Source organism: Luteimonas mephitis DSM 12574 (assembly GCF_000422305.1).
GTDB classification, from domain to species: Bacteria; Pseudomonadota; Gammaproteobacteria; order Xanthomonadales; family Xanthomonadaceae; genus Luteimonas; species Luteimonas mephitis.
In genome coordinates this window covers 448,471-465,488 of the sequence record NZ_AULN01000013.1, presented here as the reverse complement: position 1 = coordinate 465,488, position 17,018 = coordinate 448,471, and the positions used below count along the sequence as shown (strand labels likewise).

Annotated in this window: 18 protein-coding genes and 1 pseudogene; 11 read left to right on the top strand and 8 right to left on the bottom strand. The window is 69.7% G+C overall.

Going from position 1 to position 17,018, the window contains the following annotated elements; all coding sequences use genetic code 11:
• Positions 1-179 precede the first annotated feature (179 nt).
• Positions 180-854, top strand: coding sequence for an arylesterase (locus H570_RS0104650; protein ID WP_084499751.1), 675 nt, complete (start codon positions 180-182; stop codon positions 852-854).
• Between the two features lie 345 nt (positions 855-1,199).
• Here H570_RS0104650 and H570_RS0104645 read toward each other — a convergent pair whose 3' ends face one another.
• The 4 genes from H570_RS0104645 to H570_RS0104630 form a co-directional block, all read right to left on the bottom strand.
• Complete coding sequence (locus tag H570_RS0104645) at positions 1,200-1,916, bottom strand: M23 family metallopeptidase (RefSeq protein WP_027079722.1); 717 nt, start codon at positions 1,914-1,916, stop codon at positions 1,200-1,202.
• A gap of 7 nt (positions 1,917-1,923) precedes the next feature.
• Positions 1,924-2,874: a L,D-transpeptidase family protein gene (locus tag H570_RS0104640; RefSeq protein WP_156899837.1), complete on the bottom strand. Its 951-nt coding sequence runs from the start codon at positions 2,872-2,874 to the stop codon at positions 1,924-1,926.
• An 80-nt stretch (positions 2,875-2,954) separates the two neighbouring features.
• Positions 2,955-3,632 carry a murein L,D-transpeptidase catalytic domain family protein gene (locus H570_RS0104635; protein ID WP_051176114.1) on the bottom strand — a complete coding sequence of 226 codons (678 nt, stop codon included), beginning with the start codon at positions 3,630-3,632 and terminating at the stop codon, positions 2,955-2,957.
• Positions 3,633-3,685: 53 nt separating this feature from the next.
• Positions 3,686-4,348, bottom strand: coding sequence for a DsbA family oxidoreductase (locus H570_RS0104630; protein ID WP_027079719.1), 663 nt, complete (start codon positions 4,346-4,348; stop codon positions 3,686-3,688).
• A gap of 166 nt (positions 4,349-4,514) precedes the next feature.
• On the opposite strand from H570_RS0104630, the gene H570_RS0104625 reads away from it, so the two are divergent.
• The 5 genes from H570_RS0104625 to H570_RS0104600 all read left to right on the top strand — a co-directional run bounded on the left by H570_RS0104625 (position 4,515) and on the right by H570_RS0104600 (position 11,212).
• The gene (locus tag H570_RS0104625; protein WP_027079718.1) at positions 4,515-7,094 is read left to right on the top strand and encodes a hypothetical protein; all 2,580 of its coding nucleotides are present in this window, start codon (positions 4,515-4,517) and stop codon (positions 7,092-7,094) included.
• A gap of 260 nt (positions 7,095-7,354) precedes the next feature.
• Positions 7,355-9,235 (top strand): sulfotransferase, encoded by a 1,881-nt coding sequence (locus H570_RS18085; RefSeq protein ID WP_051176113.1) that lies wholly within the window; start codon positions 7,355-7,357, stop codon positions 9,233-9,235.
• A gap of 87 nt (positions 9,236-9,322) precedes the next feature.
• The gene (locus H570_RS0104610; protein ID WP_027079717.1) at positions 9,323-9,880 is read left to right on the top strand and encodes a DUF3016 domain-containing protein; all 558 of its coding nucleotides are present in this window, start codon (positions 9,323-9,325) and stop codon (positions 9,878-9,880) included.
• Positions 9,881-9,975: 95 nt separating this feature from the next.
• Positions 9,976-10,884: a cation diffusion facilitator family transporter gene (locus H570_RS0104605; RefSeq protein WP_084499741.1), complete on the top strand. Its 909-nt coding sequence runs from the start codon at positions 9,976-9,978 to the stop codon at positions 10,882-10,884.
• Between the two features lie 43 nt (positions 10,885-10,927).
• On the top strand, positions 10,928-11,212 hold the full coding sequence (locus H570_RS0104600) for a DUF4031 domain-containing protein (RefSeq protein ID WP_027079715.1): 285 nt from the start codon (positions 10,928-10,930) through the stop codon (positions 11,210-11,212).
• A gap of 57 nt (positions 11,213-11,269) precedes the next feature.
• Here the strand turns inward: H570_RS0104600 and H570_RS0104595 are convergent, their stop codons facing one another.
• Positions 11,270-11,476, bottom strand: a complete 207-nt coding sequence (locus H570_RS0104595; RefSeq protein ID WP_027079714.1) for a hypothetical protein — start codon at positions 11,474-11,476, stop codon at positions 11,270-11,272.
• Between the two features lie 304 nt (positions 11,477-11,780).
• Between H570_RS0104595 and H570_RS19655 the strand changes: the two genes are divergently transcribed.
• Positions 11,781-12,032, top strand: coding sequence for a hypothetical protein (locus tag H570_RS19655; protein WP_483804013.1), 252 nt, complete (start codon positions 11,781-11,783; stop codon positions 12,030-12,032).
• Complete coding sequence (locus H570_RS0104585) at positions 12,029-12,283, top strand: DUF3297 family protein (protein WP_027079712.1); 255 nt, start codon at positions 12,029-12,031, stop codon at positions 12,281-12,283. The genes H570_RS19655 and H570_RS0104585 overlap by 4 nt, the downstream gene beginning before the upstream one ends.
• On the opposite strand, the gene H570_RS0104580 is transcribed toward H570_RS0104585, so the two are convergent.
• Positions 12,273-13,034 (bottom strand): ABC transporter permease, encoded by a 762-nt coding sequence (locus tag H570_RS0104580; protein ID WP_027079711.1) that lies wholly within the window; start codon positions 13,032-13,034, stop codon positions 12,273-12,275. The genes H570_RS0104585 and H570_RS0104580 overlap by 11 nt on opposite strands.
• Before the next feature lie 143 nt (positions 13,035-13,177).
• Positions 13,178-14,101 (bottom strand): annotated as a pseudogene (locus H570_RS16410) (ABC transporter ATP-binding protein); the annotation flags it as partial.
• 142 nt (positions 14,102-14,243) lie between these two features.
• Between H570_RS16410 and H570_RS0104570 the strand changes: the two are divergent.
• Positions 14,244-14,618, top strand: a complete 375-nt coding sequence (locus H570_RS0104570; RefSeq protein ID WP_027079710.1) for a YciI family protein — start codon at positions 14,244-14,246, stop codon at positions 14,616-14,618.
• Positions 14,619-14,790: 172 nt separating this feature from the next.
• On the top strand, positions 14,791-15,291 hold the full coding sequence (locus H570_RS0104565) for a hypothetical protein (RefSeq protein ID WP_027079709.1): 501 nt from the start codon (positions 14,791-14,793) through the stop codon (positions 15,289-15,291).
• Between the two features lie 117 nt (positions 15,292-15,408).
• Here the strand turns inward: H570_RS0104565 and H570_RS0104560 are convergent, their stop codons facing one another.
• Positions 15,409-15,828: a PepSY domain-containing protein gene (locus tag H570_RS0104560; RefSeq protein WP_027079708.1), complete on the bottom strand. Its 420-nt coding sequence runs from the start codon at positions 15,826-15,828 to the stop codon at positions 15,409-15,411.
• Between the two features lie 265 nt (positions 15,829-16,093).
• On the opposite strand from H570_RS0104560, the gene H570_RS0104555 reads away from it, so the two are divergent.
• Complete coding sequence (locus H570_RS0104555) at positions 16,094-16,960, top strand: DNA ligase (protein WP_036135090.1); 867 nt, start codon at positions 16,094-16,096, stop codon at positions 16,958-16,960.
• The last annotated feature ends 58 nt before the right edge of the window (positions 16,961-17,018 follow it).

The window sequence follows — 17,018 nt, the reverse complement described above, 5'->3', positions numbered from 1 at the left end:
TCGTACGGGCTGTCTTCGTACGGGCTGTCGCCGAAGCATTCGCGCCCGGCTTCTTGTCTTCCCGAACGCAGCGAGGGATCTTTCTCGGAGTGACAGGATCCCTTGCTGCGCTCGGAATGACGGCAGGAAGATGCCGTCACTCGTCATGCGTTCATCGCCTGCCCCTCCGGAGACGACAGATGAAGTTTTCTTATGCGGCGCCATGGCGGCCATTTCAATGGGCCATCGGCCTGCTCGTCCTGCTGTTGACGCTGCCGGCGCTTGCACAGGAGCCGCCCAGGCCCGTGCCGGGCATACCGCCGACGATATTGGTCATGGGCGATTCGCTCGCCGCAGGCTACGGACTGGCCGCGGACCAGGGTTGGGTGGCGCTCACCGCGCGGCGCGTCGCCGAGCGCAAGCCCGATTGGCGCGTGGTCAACGCCAGCATCAGCGGCGAGACCACCGCTGGCGGATCGTCGCGGATCGTGCGCGAGGTGCTGCGGGTGAAGCCCGCGGTGGTGGTGATCGAACTGGGCGCCAACGACGGGCTGCGCGGCCTGCCGCTGCGCGAGATGCGCCGCAACCTGGCGCGCATGATCGGCGCATCGCAGTACGTGGGCGCGAAGGTGCTGCTGGTCGGCATGCGCATTCCGCCCAACTACGGCGCCGACTACGCCAACGGCTTCGAACAGGTGTATCGCGACCTCGCCGCGCACTTCGACGTCGCGCTGCTGCCGTTCCTGCTCGAACCGATCGCCGCCGACCGCGGCAACTTCCAGGACGACAACCTGCATCCGGTCGCAGGCGCGCAGCCGGCGCTGCGCGACCACGTGTGGAAATCGCTGACACCGCTGTTGCAGAAGCCGCAATAACATCCTGCGCAGCGCCGTGTGCGCGGCGAAAGCCGCAAGCTCGGTCCAGCGCGCAGCGGCCGACTCGCACCGTTCGGCGATCCCGTGCTACCCAACCGGGAGCGGCTGCAGCCGCAAGCTCCGGCAGTTGCCTCGCGCGGGACGTCAGGGATCGGCTGCGAGGGATTTTCCGGCCTCGCGGTGATTCTGGCGACGCCCTCCACACGCCAGGCAGCGTAACGCGTCCATCAGCAGTGCTGGCTTGCATTCCTCCGAGCACGACGGACGCGTGAACGCGCAGACGCGGGGACACAACGCGCGGCTGGATCGCTCTTGCACGACCCCGGGTTCGGGCGGTTGGCTGTCTCAGGGTGCGCTTGCGCGCAGCAGCGGGTACGGATTGATCGCGGTCCCCTCCCACCACCGCTTCTCCGGGCCCAGCAGGAAAATCGCGAAATGCAGGTGCGGCGCGGAGGCACTCGCATTGCCGGTGCTGCCGACGTAGCCGATCACCTCGCCCTGCCGGATCCGCTGCGCCTCGTGCAATCCCGCGGCGTACGACTGCAGGTGCGCGTAGTAGTACGCATAGCGGCCGCCGGGCTCGAACTGGTAGACCGTCAGGCCGCCGCGGTCGCTGGTGAACAGCTTCTCGACCTTGCCGTCGGCGACCGCGAGCACCGGCGTCCCGGCGGGCGCCATGATGTCGATCGCATCGTGGCTGCGGCCCTCGCTGCGAGCGTCCGTGTAGGTGTCGACGAGCGTGCCCGCGGCAACGCCCCTGACCGGCACGATCAATCCGGCCGGCTTCGAGGCGGCGGCGCGCACCGCGTCGACGGGCGCCGGCGAAGAGTCCGGACGCGCGGACCGCGGCGTCTGCGCGCCCGATGCGGGTTCGGCCGTCGGAGCTACCGCCACGCTTGCAGCGTCCCCGGCATCGATCCTGTCATGCTGCGCCAAGCGCTCAGCCGGCTCCACGCGGGCATCTCGCTGCACGCCGGCGTCCCGCACCGATCGGGTCATCGCGAAGTACACGACGTTCGCGCCCACCAGCACGCCGATCAGCAGGATCAGCAGCGCGCGCAGCACGCAGCTACTCCTGCAACACGGCCGGCGTTCCCGGCGCCACCGAATCCGACAGCAGCTTCGCCGACCAGTTGGTCAGCCGGATGCAGCCGTGCGATTCGGTCTTGCCGATCTTCGCGGGCTCGGGCGTGCCATGGATGCCGTAGTGCGGCTTGGACAGGTCGATCCAGACCACGCCGACCGGATTGTTCGGCCCCGCGGCCAGGGTGGCCTTTTCGTCCTTGGCTTCGGCGTCCCAGAACAGCTCCGGGTTGTAGTGGAACTTCGGGTCGCGCGCAACGCCCTGGATCTTCCACTCGCCGACCGGCAGCGGGTCGTGCTCGCTGCCGGTCGAAGCCGGGAACAGCGCCATCACCTTGCCCGCGGCGTCGACCATCGCCACGCTGGAATCCGACTTGTCGACCACCACCTTGGCGGCCTTGCCGGGCGCCGCGACGCCGGCGACGTTCGGCACCACGATGGTCGTGCCCGCCTTGGCGAAGTCCGCGTCGGGATTGAGCTGCTGCAGGAGTTTCGGACTGGCGTGGAACTTCTCTCCCAGCAGTTCCAGCGCTGACTCGAAGCCGAGCGCCGGCAGGCCGGCCTTGGCGGCCGTGTCCTCGGGCAGCTTCGCGAACGGACCGGCAACGTCTTCGGCTGCGATCGTGTACTCCACCAGCACCTCCGGCGCGCCGGCGTTGAGCGCCTGCCAGGTCGGCGCATCGAGCTCGCCGTTCGCATCGAGATCGCGGTTGCGCTGGAACGCGCGGATCGCACGCGTGGTGTTGGAACCTGCGCCGCCGTCGATTTCACCCGGCGAGAACAGCGCGCGGTCCAGCAGCACCTGCGCGCGCAGGATGCCCGCGTCGCCCGCCGTGGCCTCCGCGGAGTTGACCGCCGCAGGCGTCAGCGCGTCGGCAGCGACGGACAGGCCGGGCAGCGCGCACAGCGCGATGACCAGGGGGGCAATGCGAAACATGTGTCGGCTCATCGAAGCGGTCCTGCATGATGGTGGACCGATGCTGCCCAGTCGGGCCGCACACGATGCGTGAAGGCGTCCTAGTGCGCCCCGCCGCGTTCAGGCTTGTCGCAGTGCAGGTAGCGCGAACCGTTCAGCCACGCCGCGTCTTCGGCGTAGGCGAATACCAGCTGCCCCTGCTTGAGGCTGTCGATCACGCCGTGCGCCACCGACTTGCGCACCGCCGGGCATCCCCAGCTGCGCCCGAGCCGGCCCTGCCTGCGCGCCTGCGCCGGATCGACGTAGTCCGCCCCGTGCATCACCAGCAGGCGCTCGCGCGCATTGTCGTTGATGCCCGGCTCCAGCCCGTCCAGCCGCAGCGAATATCCGTTTTCGCCCTGGTAGGTCTCGGCGGCGACGAACAGCCCGATGCTGGACTGGTAGCTGCCTTCGATGTTGGAAAAGCGCGTGGCCATGTTGCCGCCGCTGCCGCGTCCGTGGGCCACGTGCTCCTCGTACAGCAGCGCGGCCTTGTGCAGATCGAAGATCCACAGCCGCTTGCGCGTCGACGGCAGGGTGTAGTCGATGACCGCCAGTCGCTGCGGACCGTCCACCGCTGCGTCCGACATCGCGCATTCGCGCGCTTCCAGCGCCAGCGCCAGCACTTCCGGATCGATGTCCGGCGCCGCCGCCAGCAGGCGCGGCAACAGCTCCTGCGCCGATGCCGTCGCGAACACGGACGGCAGCAGCAGGCAGGCGGTGATCAGGGCCAGGCGCATCGCACGAGCATATCGCGCGCGCGGCGGTCGCAGGCGGCGCATCCGGTTCGCGCTCAGGCCCCGGCCGCGAGCTGTCGCAGCGCGCGTTCGAAGACGTCCACCGGCTGGCCGCCCTGCACCAGGTGGCGGTTGTTGAAGATCACAGAGGGCACCGCGCTGATGCCGCCGCCGGTGTAGTGGCGCTCGCGCTCGCGCACCGCGTCGGCGTATTCGTCCGAAGCAAGGATCGCCCGCGCACGCGCGCCGTCGAGCCCGGCCGACGCCGCCAGCCGCGCCAGCGTGTCGTGGTCGGAAACGTTCTCGCCGTCGGTGAAGTAGGCGCGCAGCAGCGCGTGCTTGAGCGCGCGCTGCCGGTCCAGCCCTTCCAGCCCGGCCCAGTGCAGCAGGCGATGGGCGTCGAAAGTGTTCCAGACGTGGCGCCTGCGATCCATGTCGAAGGTGAAGCCCAGCTCCGCGCCGCGACTGCGGATCGCCTCGCCGTTCTGCCTGGCCTGCGCCTCGCTGATGCCGTACTTGGCGGTGAGGTGCTCGATCGCGTCCTCGCCCGCCTCCGGCATCTGCGGGTTGAGTTCGAACGGCTGGAAGTGCAGCTCCACCGCCACGCCGTCGACGCGCGCGATCGCCTGTTCCAGCGCCTGCAGGCCGATCGCGCACCACGGGCAGGAGACGTCGGAGACGAAATCGACGCGGATCGCGGGGCTGCCGGCATCGGCCATGGCTGAATCCTCGGGGACGGGTACCGGGAAAATGCGCCTGAAACGGGAGGAATCAAGCCATTTCCGGTCCCTAGGGTCGGCCCGTGCTGGGGCCAGCCCCGGGTTGTCGCGACTCCGTACGGATGGGTATCTGTGCACTTGCCATCTTCGTGCCCGGGGAAACGCCATGAACTTCCGCGTCGACATCCAGACCAGCGACATGTCCGCCCGCTATGGCGAGATCGGCAAACACGAGCCAGCGCAGTCGGCAGCCGACGGGCACGACACCACGGTCGACACCCGGACCGGCGCGTCGCCGGCCCTGGATGACGCGGCACCACGGTCGCTGCCTTCGGCGGACGGTGCGATCGCGCGCCAGGAGTTCGTCCAGCGCCTGCAGGCCGACATCCCCACTGGCACGCCGGACCACGCGCGCACCGCGTTCACCGCGCAGCCGCGAGCGCAGGCCGCCACCGCCGGCAGCAGCACGCCGATGCTGTGGAACGACTATTCGGTCTTCGTCACCCATCACGCGGCGTTGCGCCACGGCTCGCTCGAAGTCGCGCAGTCGCAGCTGCACGGCGAGATCTCGACCCTGTTGATGCGCGCCGCGCCGGCGCCGGCATCCGGGCTGCTGACGTTCTCGCCCGCCGCCCTGGGCACGCTGGCCACGCTCGCCGGCAACGCCGCCACGCTTCCGGCGCCGTTGCTGGCCGGCGCCGCGCGCTTCGTCAACACCGCGGCCGACGCGATCCAGCAGCAGCACCGCATCGCGCAGTCGCTGGACACGCTGCAGGCCATGTCCAGGCCCGAGCCGCCGCCGCTGACCGTGCAGGAGATGAAGGACCAGCTGTGGATGGAGCTGAAGATCCCGGAAAAGGCCTTCAAGAAGATGAGCGAGGCCGAGGTCCGCGCCAAGTACGACGAACTGATGGGTGCGCTGGCCGGCCCGGCCGGCAGCCACAAGACCAGGGTCGGCAAGTACAAGGTCGAGTTCAGCGTCGACGGCAACGGCAACGTCACCGAGTGCAAGGTCAAGAAGAAGGGCTTCTTCGGCAGCCTGTTTTCGGGCATCGGCAGCTTCTTCGGCAAGTTCGGCAAGACGCTGCTGGCGGTCTGCAGCTTCATCCCGATCCCGTGGATCGCGATTCCCGCGCGCATCATCAGCGGCGTGATCGCAGTGGTCGAAGGGGTCAAGAACAAGAACTTCCTGCAGGCCGTGATCGGCGTGGCGGGCGCGGTCGCCGGCGGCGCCGGTGCGATCGCCGGCAAGGCGGTGTCCGGCGTCGCCGCGGGCGTGGCCAAGGTCGCCGGCATGGTCGGCAAGGCCGCGCAGGGCGTGCAGGCCGGGGTGCAGGCGATCAAGTCCGGCAACGTGATGGGGGTGGTCTCCGCGGCTGCCTCGCTGGTGGGCTCGGCCGCCGGCGTCATCGGCGACGCCGCCGACGCGGTGGCCGACGTCGCCACCAGGGTCGGCGAGTGGTCGAACCGGGTGCTGGTCGGCGAGCAGGTCTACGTCAGCATCAAGAATGGCGAGTTCGTCAGCGCCGTGGACAAGGCCGCTGGCCTGGTCGCGGACGTGGCCGGCGACATCAAGGGCGGCGGCAAGGTCGCCGACATCGCGCGCCAGGTGCAGGCCAACGCCGGCCAGCTGGACCAGGTGGTGGACGTGGTCGACGACATCCGCCACGGCGACATCGCCGGCGCGCTGGCCGGCGGCGCGCGCGTCTACACCGCGCTCGACACCGCCTTCGGCAGCGGTTCGGCCGAAGGGAAAACGCCGGACGTGGCCCGCTACCTGCAGTACGCGGGCACGGCGGTGGAAGTCGGCACGCACGTCGCCCGCGGCCAGTACCAGGCGGCGTTCGAGCAGGCGTCGGCCTTGGCCGGCGCGGTCGCCACGCAGGAATTCGATGGCAAAGGCTTCGACCCCAATTCCGGCTGGCCGGCCACCGTGCAGCAGTGGCTCGACCACGGCACGAAGGTGGTGGGCATCGTCGACGACATCCGCGCCGGCCGCATCGAGCAGGTGTTCGACGTCGCCCCGGGCGTGATCAACGACATCGCCTGGGACTTCGCCAACTCGGGCCTGGTGCGCGCGCCGGATGCCGGTGACACCCGCGACGACTGGGCCATCGGCCGCCAGATCGAGACCTGGAGCCGCCGTGGCGAAAGCGCCTGGGAGATCGCCGGCCAGGTCCGCGACGGCGCGTATGCCGAGGCCGCGCGGCGGGCCGTTTCGCTGGGCGCCGACATCGCCGGCAATGCCGACGCCGGCTGGGCCACCACCGCGCAACGCGTCATCGGCTACGCGGAGCAGGCGGTGCAGGTCGGTCGCGACGTGGCCGGCGGCCGCGTCGACACCGCGCTCGACGGCACCGCCGTGCTGGCGGCGCAGGTCGCGTCCGAACTGGCGCCACCGGATTCGAACGCCGCGCGCGTGCTGCAGGACATCAGCGTGTGGAGCGGCCGCGGCGCCGACGCCTGGCGCATCCGCCGCGAAGTCGCTGCCGGCGACTACGAGAACGCGGCGCTGGGCACGCTGGAGCTCGGGATCGACCTGGGCGGCGGCATCGGCGCCGGCTGGGGCGAAGACGTGCGGCTGCACGGCGGCCGCCTGATCGAAACCGGCTTCGATTTCGGCCGCGCGCTCGACGGCCGCGACGTGCTGCGGATCCTGTCCAGCGCCGGCGAGTTCGGCGACGCGCTGCACGATGCGGTGCAGCGCCTGCAGCAGGACGACCACGCCCTGCCGCGCGCGGCCTGACCGGCATCCCCGGGGGCCGCCAGGGTGGCCCCGGCAGCATCGCGGCCGCGCGGACGCCACGCCGCACCGCTGCCTGAAGCCTGCGCTCCCGGGCGGCGCGAATCCGGCCGATCGCGAACGACCGGCCCGCGACGCCGACCCATGCGCGCGCCAACCTCTGCAGCCTTGCAGGCGGCGGTGTGCCGGAAGGCTGGCCGCTCGGGTGGTCGGTTAACATTGCGTCGATCCGCATTCCCCCGCGGGCGCGAACCGACGACCCGATGAAACTGCAATTCCCGTTCATGCAACTGCCGATCCAGTTCGACGCCGATGCGCTGGCGCGCGAGGTGCTCGCGCTCGACGAATCGTGCTGGCGCGCGCGCATGGGCGGGGTCGCGGGCAACAGCGCCCTGCCCCTGATCACCACCGGCGGCGCGGTGGAGAGCGATGAACTCGGCGGCGACATGCGGCCGACGCCGTGGCTGGAGCGCTGCCCATACATCATGCAGGTCATGGACGCGCTCGGCGCGACCTGGGGGCGGTCGCGGCTGATGCGCCTGTCGGGCCGCTCGCACCTGGCCGCGCACGTCGACACCAACTACTACTGGCAAGAGCGCATGCGGGTCCACGTGCCGATCGTGACCACGCCTGCGGTGCGTTTCCATTGCGGCGATTCCGACGTGAACATGGGTGCCGGCGAATGCTGGATCTTCGACACCTGGCGCCGCCACGGCGTGGTCAACACCGGCGACGTCGACCGCATCCACCTTGTGATGGACACCGTGGGCGGCGAACGCTTCTGGCAGCAGGTCGCAGAAGGCGGGCGGCCGGTCGGCGTCACCGATGCCTCCGGGCGGCCGTGGAATCCGCGCTTCGTCGGCTACGACCGCCAGGCGCCCGCGCCCACGCTAGACTTCGAGTCGACCAACGTGCCGGTGGTGATGACGCCGTGGGAAGTCCGCGAGCACGTCTCGTTCCTGCTGCGCGAAGCGGTGCCGGATCCGCGGCTGGGGCCGATCCAGCGCGCGCTGTCGACCTTCACCCGCCACTGGCAGGCCGCGTGGGCCTGCCATGGCGAGGATCGCGCGGGCTGGCCGCGCTATCGCGCGCTGCTGCAGTCGCTGCACGCCGAACTGGTGGCGCTGGGCGTGGAGCAGATCGGCCTGCGCAACGAAACCGGCCTGATGAATGCGCTGACCGCCTGCCTGTTCGAGGTGGCGCTGGCCGACGGTGCGAGCGGCCAGGACGAAGCGCGCCGCGACCACCACGGCACGCTGGCAGGGACGGACGCCGCGCCGGCCACGCCACGCGACGCAGCCGCGAGCCGCGCCGAAGCCACGTTCGATCGCCCGGTGTTCATCGTCAGCCCGCCGCGTTCGGGTTCGACCCTGCTGTTCGAAACCCTGGCGTCGGCGCCGGGCGTGTTTACCATCGGCGACGAGAGCCACGGCCTGATCGAAGGCATCGCCGCGCTGGACCCCGCGCAGCGTGGTTTCGACTCCAACCGCCTGCAGGCAAGCGATGCCGACGAGCACGTGGCCGCGCAGCTGCGGCAGCGCTTCCTGGCCGCGCTGCGCGATCGCGAGCGCCACCCGCCCGCGCCTGCGCCCGTGCGGATGCTGGAGAAGACGCCGAAGAACGCGCTGCGCATCCCGCTCCTGCGCAAGGTCTTCCCGGACGCACGCTTCATCTACCTGCATCGCGACCCGCACCAGGTGCTGGGCAGCATGCTCGACGGCTGGCACTCCGGCGGTTTCCGCACCTATCCCGCGCTGCCGGGGTGGCAGGGACCTGCGTGGTCGTTCCTGCTGGTGCCGGGCTGGCGCGAGCTGTCGGGCAAGCCGGTCGAGGACATCGTTGCCGCGCAGTGGGCGCGGACGAGCCAGATCCTGCTCGATGACCTCGATGCCCTTCCAGGCGACTGCCGGATCGGCCTGGATTACGACCGCTTCGTGCGCGACCCGCAGGGCGAAACCATGCGCCTGTGCGAGTGGGCCGGGTTCGGCTGGGACCGCACCCTCGGCGAAGAGTTGCCGCTGTCGCGCTACACCCTGACCCCGCCGAGCGCGGACAAATGGCGCCGCCACGCCGCACTCATCGAACCCAGGCTCGCCGCGCTGCAGCCGCTGGTCGAACGCGCCCGCGCCGCCGCGCGGCACTGACGCCTGGGCCAGCACCGGGCGGCAGCATGCGTGCAAATGCCTCGTAAAAGGGGCAGGATCGGGTTTACGCGCCGACAGGAGGTATCCATGAAAGCCACCGCATCGATCGCCTGGCTGCTCGCAGGCCTGCTGGTTACCGGCACCGTTCCGGCAAAATCCTCCAACGTCACCGATCCCGACGCGCCCCGCAGCCTGCCAGCCGACGGCGCGGTCGCCGTACAGTGGACGGATCCTGCGCAGTTCAACGAAATCCTGCGCAGCAGCAACCCCTGGGAAGCGCGCCGCGGCACCTGGGTGGCCGACCTGGCCAAGTACCTGCGCAAGCGCGCAAGCACCCGCCTGCCCACGGGCGAGCGGCTCGAGGTCACCATCACCGACATCGAGCGTGCCGGCGAGTTCGAGCCGTGGCACGGCGCGCAGGCCAGTTCGATCCGCTACATGCGCGACATCTACCCGCCGCGCATCGCGCTGGACTTCAAGCTCGTCGGCGCCGACGGCGAAGTGCTCGCACAGGGCTCGCGCAAGCTTTCGGACCTGGGCTACCTGCAGCGCACCATGCGCCCGACCAACAGCGACTCGCTGCGCTACGAAAAGCAGCTGATCGACGACTGGCTGCGCGAGGAATTCGGCAAGCCGGCGGCGTGACCGGGCGGCAGTCGCGTGGCATGCACCTTGCCACGCGACGAGCGGGCGCGACGCTGTTTCGCTAAAGTGTCGCGACCCGTTCCTGCGCCAGGTCGATGAAAAGCGGCCCCGACTCCAGCCCCAAGCAAGCGTCCGCGCACGCGACGATCTACCGGCTGGCGCTGGCCAGTATCGGCGTCGGCATGCTGGTGCTGGGGCTCAAGTTCCTGGCTTGGAAGCTGACCGGCAGCGTGGCGCTGTACTCGGACGCGCTGGAAAGCATCATCAACGTCGCCACCGCGATCGCCGCGTTCATCGCGATCCGGGTCAGCGCGATGCCGGCCGACGACAACCACCCCTACGGCCATACCAAGGCCGAATACTTTTCCGCGGTACTCGAGGGCGTGCTGATCATCCTCGCCGCGCTGGCGATCCTGCGCGAGGCGTGGCGGGGCTTCTTCGCACCCGAACCCATCGACGCACCCGCGCTGGGATTGGCGATCAGCGGCGCGGCGACGCTGATCAACCTGGCTTGGGGCGCGCTGCTGATCCGTCGCGGCCGGCGCCTGCGCTCGCCGGCACTGGCCGCCGACGGCCAGCACCTGATGACCGACGTGTGGACGTCGGCGGGCGTGATCGTGGGCGTCGCGCTGGTGGCGCTGACCGGCTGGACCCGGCTCGACCCCGCGATCGCCGCGCTGGTCGCGCTCAACATCCTGTGGGCGGGCTGGAAGATCATGCAGGCCAGCGTCGCCGGGCTGATGGACGCCGCGCTGCCGCCGGAGGACGTCGCCCGCATCGAGGCGATCATCGCCGCCACCCGCGGCCCCACCAACGATGTTCACGAGCTGCGCACGCGCCACGCCGGGCGCCTGACCTTCATCGACTTCAGCCTGCGCGTGCCCGGCACGATGAGCGTCGACGATTCGCACGCGGTGTGCGACGACCTCGAGGATGCACTGCGCCGCGAGTTCCCCGAGTCGTCGATCACCATCCACGTCGAACCGCGCGGACACGCGGATTGAACGCCGCGCCGTGCATCGCCGGCGGCCTCGAATCGCACCCGCGATGACGGTCTACGTCGACGACGCGGTCACCCTCTGGCGCGGCCACCGCTGGGCGCACCTGATGGCCGACACGCTGGAGGAGCTGCACGACTTCGCCGCGCAGCTGGGCATCCCGCGGCGCGCGTTCCAGGACAAGACCAGCGGCGCGCATTACGACGTCACCGCACAGCTGCGCGAGCGCGCGATCACGCTTGGCGCCGTCGCGATCTCGCGCCACCACGACCGCGCGCTGATGCGGCGGGTGATCGCCAACGCGCGCGCACAGGGGCGGCGCGAAGCGCGCTGAGGCCACAGGCAGTCGAAGCAGGCGGCGGAGCAGCCATCGCCGCCTCCGCGGGGCCAGTCAGGTGCAGCGGAAGATCGGATCGACGTGGCCGTCGACGTAATGCAGGTCGGTTCCATAGCCGCTGCTGTTGCCATAGCCGATGCCGAAATCGCGCTGGCGATGCAGGTGCGTCACCGGCTCGGCAGTCGGCACGGGCGGCGGTTCGGGCCGGGTCCGGCGGCCCTTGGGAAGCGGCTTCTTGTTGGGTGGTCGGCGGGCGTTCATGGCGGACACTCCGTTAGGGGAAGGAGCGTGGGCAGCTTGCGCCTGTCGCGCGCTTCCGGCGCGTGCCAAGCGTCATGCCCCTCGACGCGCAGACGGTCGGTATGCCTCTTGCGCCACCCCGAATGCATGCCCAATCACCCGGATGCCACGGCCAACAGCGCCTGCGTTGCCCGCACCCGGCAAGGCCACGTGCGCACGGAGCGGCAATCGGCGGCATCCGCATGAGCAGCGATCCGCCGACGCCGGCGCCCATGCCAAAGGACTGTCCGCAATGGATTTCACAAAGCGCGAGTGGAGTGGAAAGATGAACATGCAAACCACGCAGCAGGAGTTGCTGCACGCCGAAGGCAGCGCGATGCCGATCAAGGGCTGGGTGCGCAGCGTGCAACTGGAAGAACAGGCCCACGCGCAGCTGCGCAACATCGCGTCAAGGGATGAGGCGTGCCTGGACCTCGGCCGCTCCCCCGGGACGGACCTTTTTTCATGTCCCGGCCATGGCCAGAGCGCTTATCCTTCCCGTTTCACGGCGCTGCCGCCGTGCGGAGAATCCAGATGAGCCAGACCCCTCCCGACCGCCTGTCCAGCGATCCGCGCAGTCCATTCCACGATGCCGCGGCGCTCGAACGCGGCGTTGGCGTGCGCTTCAACGGCCAGGAAAAAACCAACGTCGAGGAATACTGCGTGAGCGAAGGCTGGGTGCGACTGCCGTTCGGCAAGACCCTGGACCGCCGCGGCAACCCGATGACGGTGAAGGTCAAGGGCACGGTGGAACCCTGGTTCAAGGACGGCGCACCGCCTACGACTTGAGCTTCCAGCCGGTGCGGAAGATCCACCACACCACCAGCAGGCACAGCGCGAGGAAGCCGAGGATCGCCGCGACGCTGATCGCCACGTTGACGTCGGCGATGCCGTAGAAACTCCAGCGAAAACCGCTGATCAGGTACACCACCGGGTTGAACAGGGTGATCTTCTGCCACACCGGCGGCAGCATCGAGATCGAGTAGAACGCACCGCCCAGGAACGTCAGCGGCGTGACCACCATCAGCGGGATCACCTGCAGCTTCTGGAAGTCGTCGGCCCACAGCCCGATGATGAAGCCGAACAGGCTGAAGCTCACCGCGGTGAGCACCAGGAAGCACAGCATCCACAGCGGGTGGGCGATCTCGTAAGGCACGAACAGGCGCGCCGTGGCCAGGATCAGCACGCCGAGCATCACCGACTTGGTGGTGGCCGCGCCAACGTAGCCGATGATGACCTCGATGAACGACACCGGCGCCGACAGCAGCTCGTAGATGGTGCCCGACCATTTCGGCATGTAGATGCCGAACGACGCGTTGGAGATGCTCTCGTTGAGCAGCGACAGCATGATCAGGCCGGGGATGATGAAGGCGCCGTAGCTCACGCCGTCGATGTCGCCCATGCGCGAGCCGATCGCCGCGCCGAACACCACGAAGTACAGCGAGGTCGACAGCACCGGGGATGCGATCGACTGGGTGATGGTGCGGAAGGTGCGCGCCATTTCGAAGCGGTAGATGGCGCGGATGGCGGGCCAGTTCATTCTCATTGCTGGCTCCCCTGCTTGTCTCCTTCCCCTTCAAGGGGAAGGCGGGGATGGGGATGGGTTTCGATGGGGCTTGGGGGAAACCCATCCCCACCCAACCCTCCCCTTGAAGGGGAGGGCTTCAGTGCCGAGGCGTCGGCACGGCTGCCGTGCACCAGGCTCACGAAGATCTCCTCCAGCGAACTCTCGCTCGAATGCAGGTCCTTGAAGTCGATCCCGTGCGCGCCCAGCTGCCGCAGCAGCGCGGCGATGCCGGTCTCGTCGGTCTGGGTGTCGAAGGTATAGACCAGCGACTGGCGGTCTTCGGACAGCTCCAGCGGCAGCCCCGAAAGTTCAGCCGGAACGCGTTCAAGCGGCGCCTGCAAGGTCAGCGTCAGCTGCTTCTTGCCCAGCTTGCGCATCAGCACGTCCTTGTCCTCGACCACCACCAGCTCGCCCTTGTTGATCACGCCGATGCGGTCGGCCATGTCCTCGGCCTCCTCGATGTAGTGCGTGGTCAGGATGACGGTGACGCCGCGCCCGCGCAGGTCGCGCACCATCTGCCACATGTCGTGGCGCAGTTCGACGTCGACGCCGGCGGTGGGTTCGTCGAGGAACAGGATCGAAGGCTCGTGCGACAGCGCCTTGGCGATCAGCACGCGCCGCTTCATGCCGCCCGACAGCGCGAGGATCTTGCTGTCGCGCTTGTCCCACAGCGACAGGTCGCGCAGCAGCTTCTCCAGGTAGGCGTCGTTGCGCGGCTTGCCGTACAGGCCGCGCGAGAAACGCACCGTCGCCCACACGCTCTCGAACGCGTCGGTCGACAGCTCCTGCGGCACCAGCCCGATCTTCGCCCGCGCGGCGCGGTAGTCGCGGACGATGTCGTGGCCATCCGCCGTCACCCGGCCGCTACTCGCGTTGACGATCCCGCACACGATGCTGATCAACGTGGTCTTGCCGGCGCCGTTGGGCCCGAGCAGGGCGAAGATCTCGCCGCGGCGGATCTCCAGGTCGATCGACTTGAGTGCCTGGAAGCCCGAAGCGTAGGTCTTGCCGAGTTGCTCGATCGAGATGATGGGTTGCATGCGGGAGCGAGCCGTCAGGGGGACACGAATCCTACCGGAGCGCGCGCGCCGCGACTGTCCCGAATGCGGGAAGATCCGGTCCAACCGGCGCGGCCCGCGCGCGGACGCCATAATGCACCCTCTCCCAACCCCGGAGCACGGCATGCAGTTCCTGGCCCTGGTCTACATCGACAACGCACTGCTCGAAGCCCTGCCCGCCGGCGAACCCGACGCGATGATGCGCACCTGCCTCGGCCATGCCGACGAACTGAAGGCGGACGGCAAGCTGCTCGGCTTCCAGCAGCTCGAGGACGCGTCGACCGCGAAGTCGGTGCGCATCCGCAACGGCCGCACCAGCGTGGTCGACGGCCCGTTCGCCGAGACCAAGGAAATCCTCGGAGGCTTCAACCTGATCGAGGCAGACAGCATGGACGAAGCCGTGCAGATCGCCTCGCAGTTCCCGTGGGCGCGCGTGGGTTGCTTGGAAGTGCGCGCAGTGCGCGACGTGGACGCGGTGCGGCGCCGCGTCGGCGCCTGATGCGGCAACCGGCCCCCGCGCACGACGCGCATCGAGGCCCCTGAATGCGCGAATGCGCGGCTTGGCGCCGGCACCGGCGAGCCGCATCACGCGTCCTTTCCATGCCGGCGCCTAGCCTCGCCACAGCCGATTTCATCTTGCATCTCCCACCGGCCTTGGCCAGGAGGAATCGATGAAGACGCGACACGTATTCGTGACCGGCTCGGTCGCGCAGGCCACCGCCGCGATCGCCGCCGCCCGGCGCGCCGGCATCGGCGAGCACGACATCTCGCTGATCGCCGACTCGGCCATCGAGATGGAAGAAGTCCCCGCCGACCTGCGCAACGCCGAGAACGACTTCATGCCTGCGGCGGCGCGCGGGGCGATGGCCGGCGGTTCGCTCGGCCTGGTCGGCGGCTTGGTCGGCGTGGTGGTGCCGGCGATCGGCCTGACCATCGCCGGTGTCGCGATCACCACGCTGATCGGCGCGGCGGTCGGCAGCTGGGTCACGGCGCTGATCGGTTCGATGGTGCCGGACGAAGTGCATCGCCGCTTCGAATCCGAGATCCGCGCCGGGCGCGTCCTGCTCGTCGTCGACGAGACGCCCCGGGTGATGGCCGCGGCCGAAGCGGCGCTGCGCGAAGCCGGCGCCGAGCAGCTGCCTTACGAAGCGGCCAGCGCAATGCATCGATGACGCGCGCGCCAGGAACATGCGCGTCGCGCTGCGCAAAGCCGCGCGGCAAGCGCAACGCGGCCTGCCGCGCGTCGAACCGCGAACGAGGCGCGCCCCGCGGGGCGCGCCCCTGGTGCGTCAGTCCTTTTCCTTGCCCATCACCGCGCCGGTGACGGGATCGATCTTGAGTTCCACGTCCCTGCCGGCCGGGTCGTCGGCTTCGGCATTCCAGATGCCGTCCTCGTAGTCGACGTCATGGACGTTGATGTAACCGGCGGTCGCGAGTTTTGCGCGCACGTCGGCTTCGGTCAGGTTGGCGACCAGCTCGTCGGGGCGGATCGTGCCGGTCTCGGCGTCGATGCGCACGTCGACCCGGTTGCCGTCGGCGCTGCGGGCGTCTGCCTTCCACACGCCGTCCTCGAACTTGATGTCGTTGACCTTGGTATAGCCCTGCGCTTCGAGCTTCGCGCGGACCTGGGCCTCGGTCAGGCCGTCCTGCGCGAGCGCGAATCCGGTGGCGCACACCAGCGCGATGCCAAGCAGCGATGCAGGTTTCATGTCGTTCGGCTCCTGTGGAGGGAACTGCAGTGTTGGCGCCGCCGCGGCAACCTCGGATGAAGCGGGGCATCCATGGTCACGCGCGGTTCCGGGTCATGGACGCGGCGTGAACGCGGGGCGCAGGTGGGGATTTCCCGACCCCCGATTGCGGCGATCGCCGGCATGCGCAGCGCCATGGGCCGACTGTCTGCTGGCGGCCGCCCGGATAGCCTTGTTGCTGCGCCCGCGGCGGCGCGACCACCTCCCGCATTCCAAGGAAGGAACCATGCGCCTGACCTGTTTCCTGCTGCTCGTGCTGCTGCCCTGGCTGGCGCCAGCGGCCGCGTTCGCCGAAGGTGCGGCGCCGCCCCGACTGATGCTTGCTACGGGCTACCACGCCGGGCTCGACGTCGGCGACTATTTCGTCAGCGAGAAGCTCGACGGCGTGCGCGGGCGCTGGGACGGTCGCGCGCTGTGGACGCGCGGCGGCCAGCGGATCGATGCGCCGGCGTGGTTCACCGCGGGCTGGCCACCGGTGGCGATGGACGGCGAGCTGTGGATCGGCCGCGGGCATTTCGAGGAGGCCAGCGGCATCGTGCGCGCGCAGCGCGCCGTCGACCGCGACTGGCGGCGGATGCGCTTCATGGTCTTCGACCTGCCGGACGACCCGGGCCGGTTCGAATCGCGCGTACGGCACATGCGCACGCTGCTGGATAAGGCGGACATCGCCTGGCTGCGTCCGGTGGAACAGTTCCGCGTCCGCGACGCCGACGCGCTCGACGCGCGCCTGGCAGCGGTGGTGGCCGGCGGAGGCGAAGGGTTGATGCTGCACCGTCGCGATGCCCGCTACCGGATCGGCCGCAGCGACGACCTGCTCAAGTACAAGCCGTACAGCGATGCCGAGGCGCGGGTGGTCGCGCATACGCCGGGCAAGGGCAAATACCGCGGCATGCTCGGCGCGCTGGTGGTCGAACGCGCGGACGGGCTGCGCTTCCGCATCGGCTCCGGGTTCAGCGACGCCCAGCGCGCCGCGCCGCCGCCGGTCGGCAGCTTCGTCACCTACCGCTACAACGGCGTATCGGCCAGGGGCGTGCCGCGCTTTGCCCGGTTCCTGCACGTGCGCCACGAGATGCCGCCTCCGGATCCGCGCTGACGGGGCGTCGAGCCTGCACGCGCGGATGGGCCGCGCCGACCGGATGAGCCGCAATCGC

Bases quoted from the DNA above. Each gene is read 5' to 3' on its own strand.
- H570_RS0104635 (WP_051176114.1), bottom strand. From the start codon at position 3,632: ATGCGCCTGGCCCTGATCACCGCCTGCCTGCTGCTGCCGTCCGTGTTC.
- H570_RS19655 (WP_483804013.1), top strand. From the start codon at position 11,781: ATGAACATGCAAACCACGCAGCAGGAGTTGCTGCACGCCGAAGGCAGC.
- H570_RS0104580 (WP_027079711.1), bottom strand. From the start codon at position 13,034: ATGAACTGGCCCGCCATCCGCGCCATCTACCGCTTCGAAATGGCGCGC.
- H570_RS0104630 (WP_027079719.1), bottom strand. From the start codon at position 4,348: ATGGCCGATGCCGGCAGCCCCGCGATCCGCGTCGATTTCGTCTCCGAC.
- H570_RS0104625 (WP_027079718.1), top strand. From the start codon at position 4,515: ATGAACTTCCGCGTCGACATCCAGACCAGCGACATGTCCGCCCGCTAT.
- H570_RS0104610 (WP_027079717.1), top strand. From the start codon at position 9,323: ATGAAAGCCACCGCATCGATCGCCTGGCTGCTCGCAGGCCTGCTGGTT.
- H570_RS0104555 (WP_036135090.1), top strand. From the start codon at position 16,094: ATGCGCCTGACCTGTTTCCTGCTGCTCGTGCTGCTGCCCTGGCTGGCG.
- H570_RS0104560 (WP_027079708.1), bottom strand. From the start codon at position 15,828: ATGAAACCTGCATCGCTGCTTGGCATCGCGCTGGTGTGCGCCACCGGA.
- H570_RS0104600 (WP_027079715.1), top strand. From the start codon at position 10,928: ATGACGGTCTACGTCGACGACGCGGTCACCCTCTGGCGCGGCCACCGC.
- H570_RS0104565 (WP_027079709.1), top strand. From the start codon at position 14,791: ATGAAGACGCGACACGTATTCGTGACCGGCTCGGTCGCGCAGGCCACC.
- H570_RS0104640 (WP_156899837.1), bottom strand. From the start codon at position 2,874: ATGTTTCGCATTGCCCCCCTGGTCATCGCGCTGTGCGCGCTGCCCGGC.
- H570_RS0104650 (WP_084499751.1), top strand. From the start codon at position 180: ATGAAGTTTTCTTATGCGGCGCCATGGCGGCCATTTCAATGGGCCATC.
- H570_RS0104585 (WP_027079712.1), top strand. From the start codon at position 12,029: ATGAGCCAGACCCCTCCCGACCGCCTGTCCAGCGATCCGCGCAGTCCA.
- H570_RS18085 (WP_051176113.1), top strand. From the start codon at position 7,355: ATGAAACTGCAATTCCCGTTCATGCAACTGCCGATCCAGTTCGACGCC.
- H570_RS0104605 (WP_084499741.1), top strand. From the start codon at position 9,976: ATGAAAAGCGGCCCCGACTCCAGCCCCAAGCAAGCGTCCGCGCACGCG.
- H570_RS0104570 (WP_027079710.1), top strand. From the start codon at position 14,244: ATGCAGTTCCTGGCCCTGGTCTACATCGACAACGCACTGCTCGAAGCC.
- H570_RS0104595 (WP_027079714.1), bottom strand. From the start codon at position 11,476: ATGAACGCCCGCCGACCACCCAACAAGAAGCCGCTTCCCAAGGGCCGC.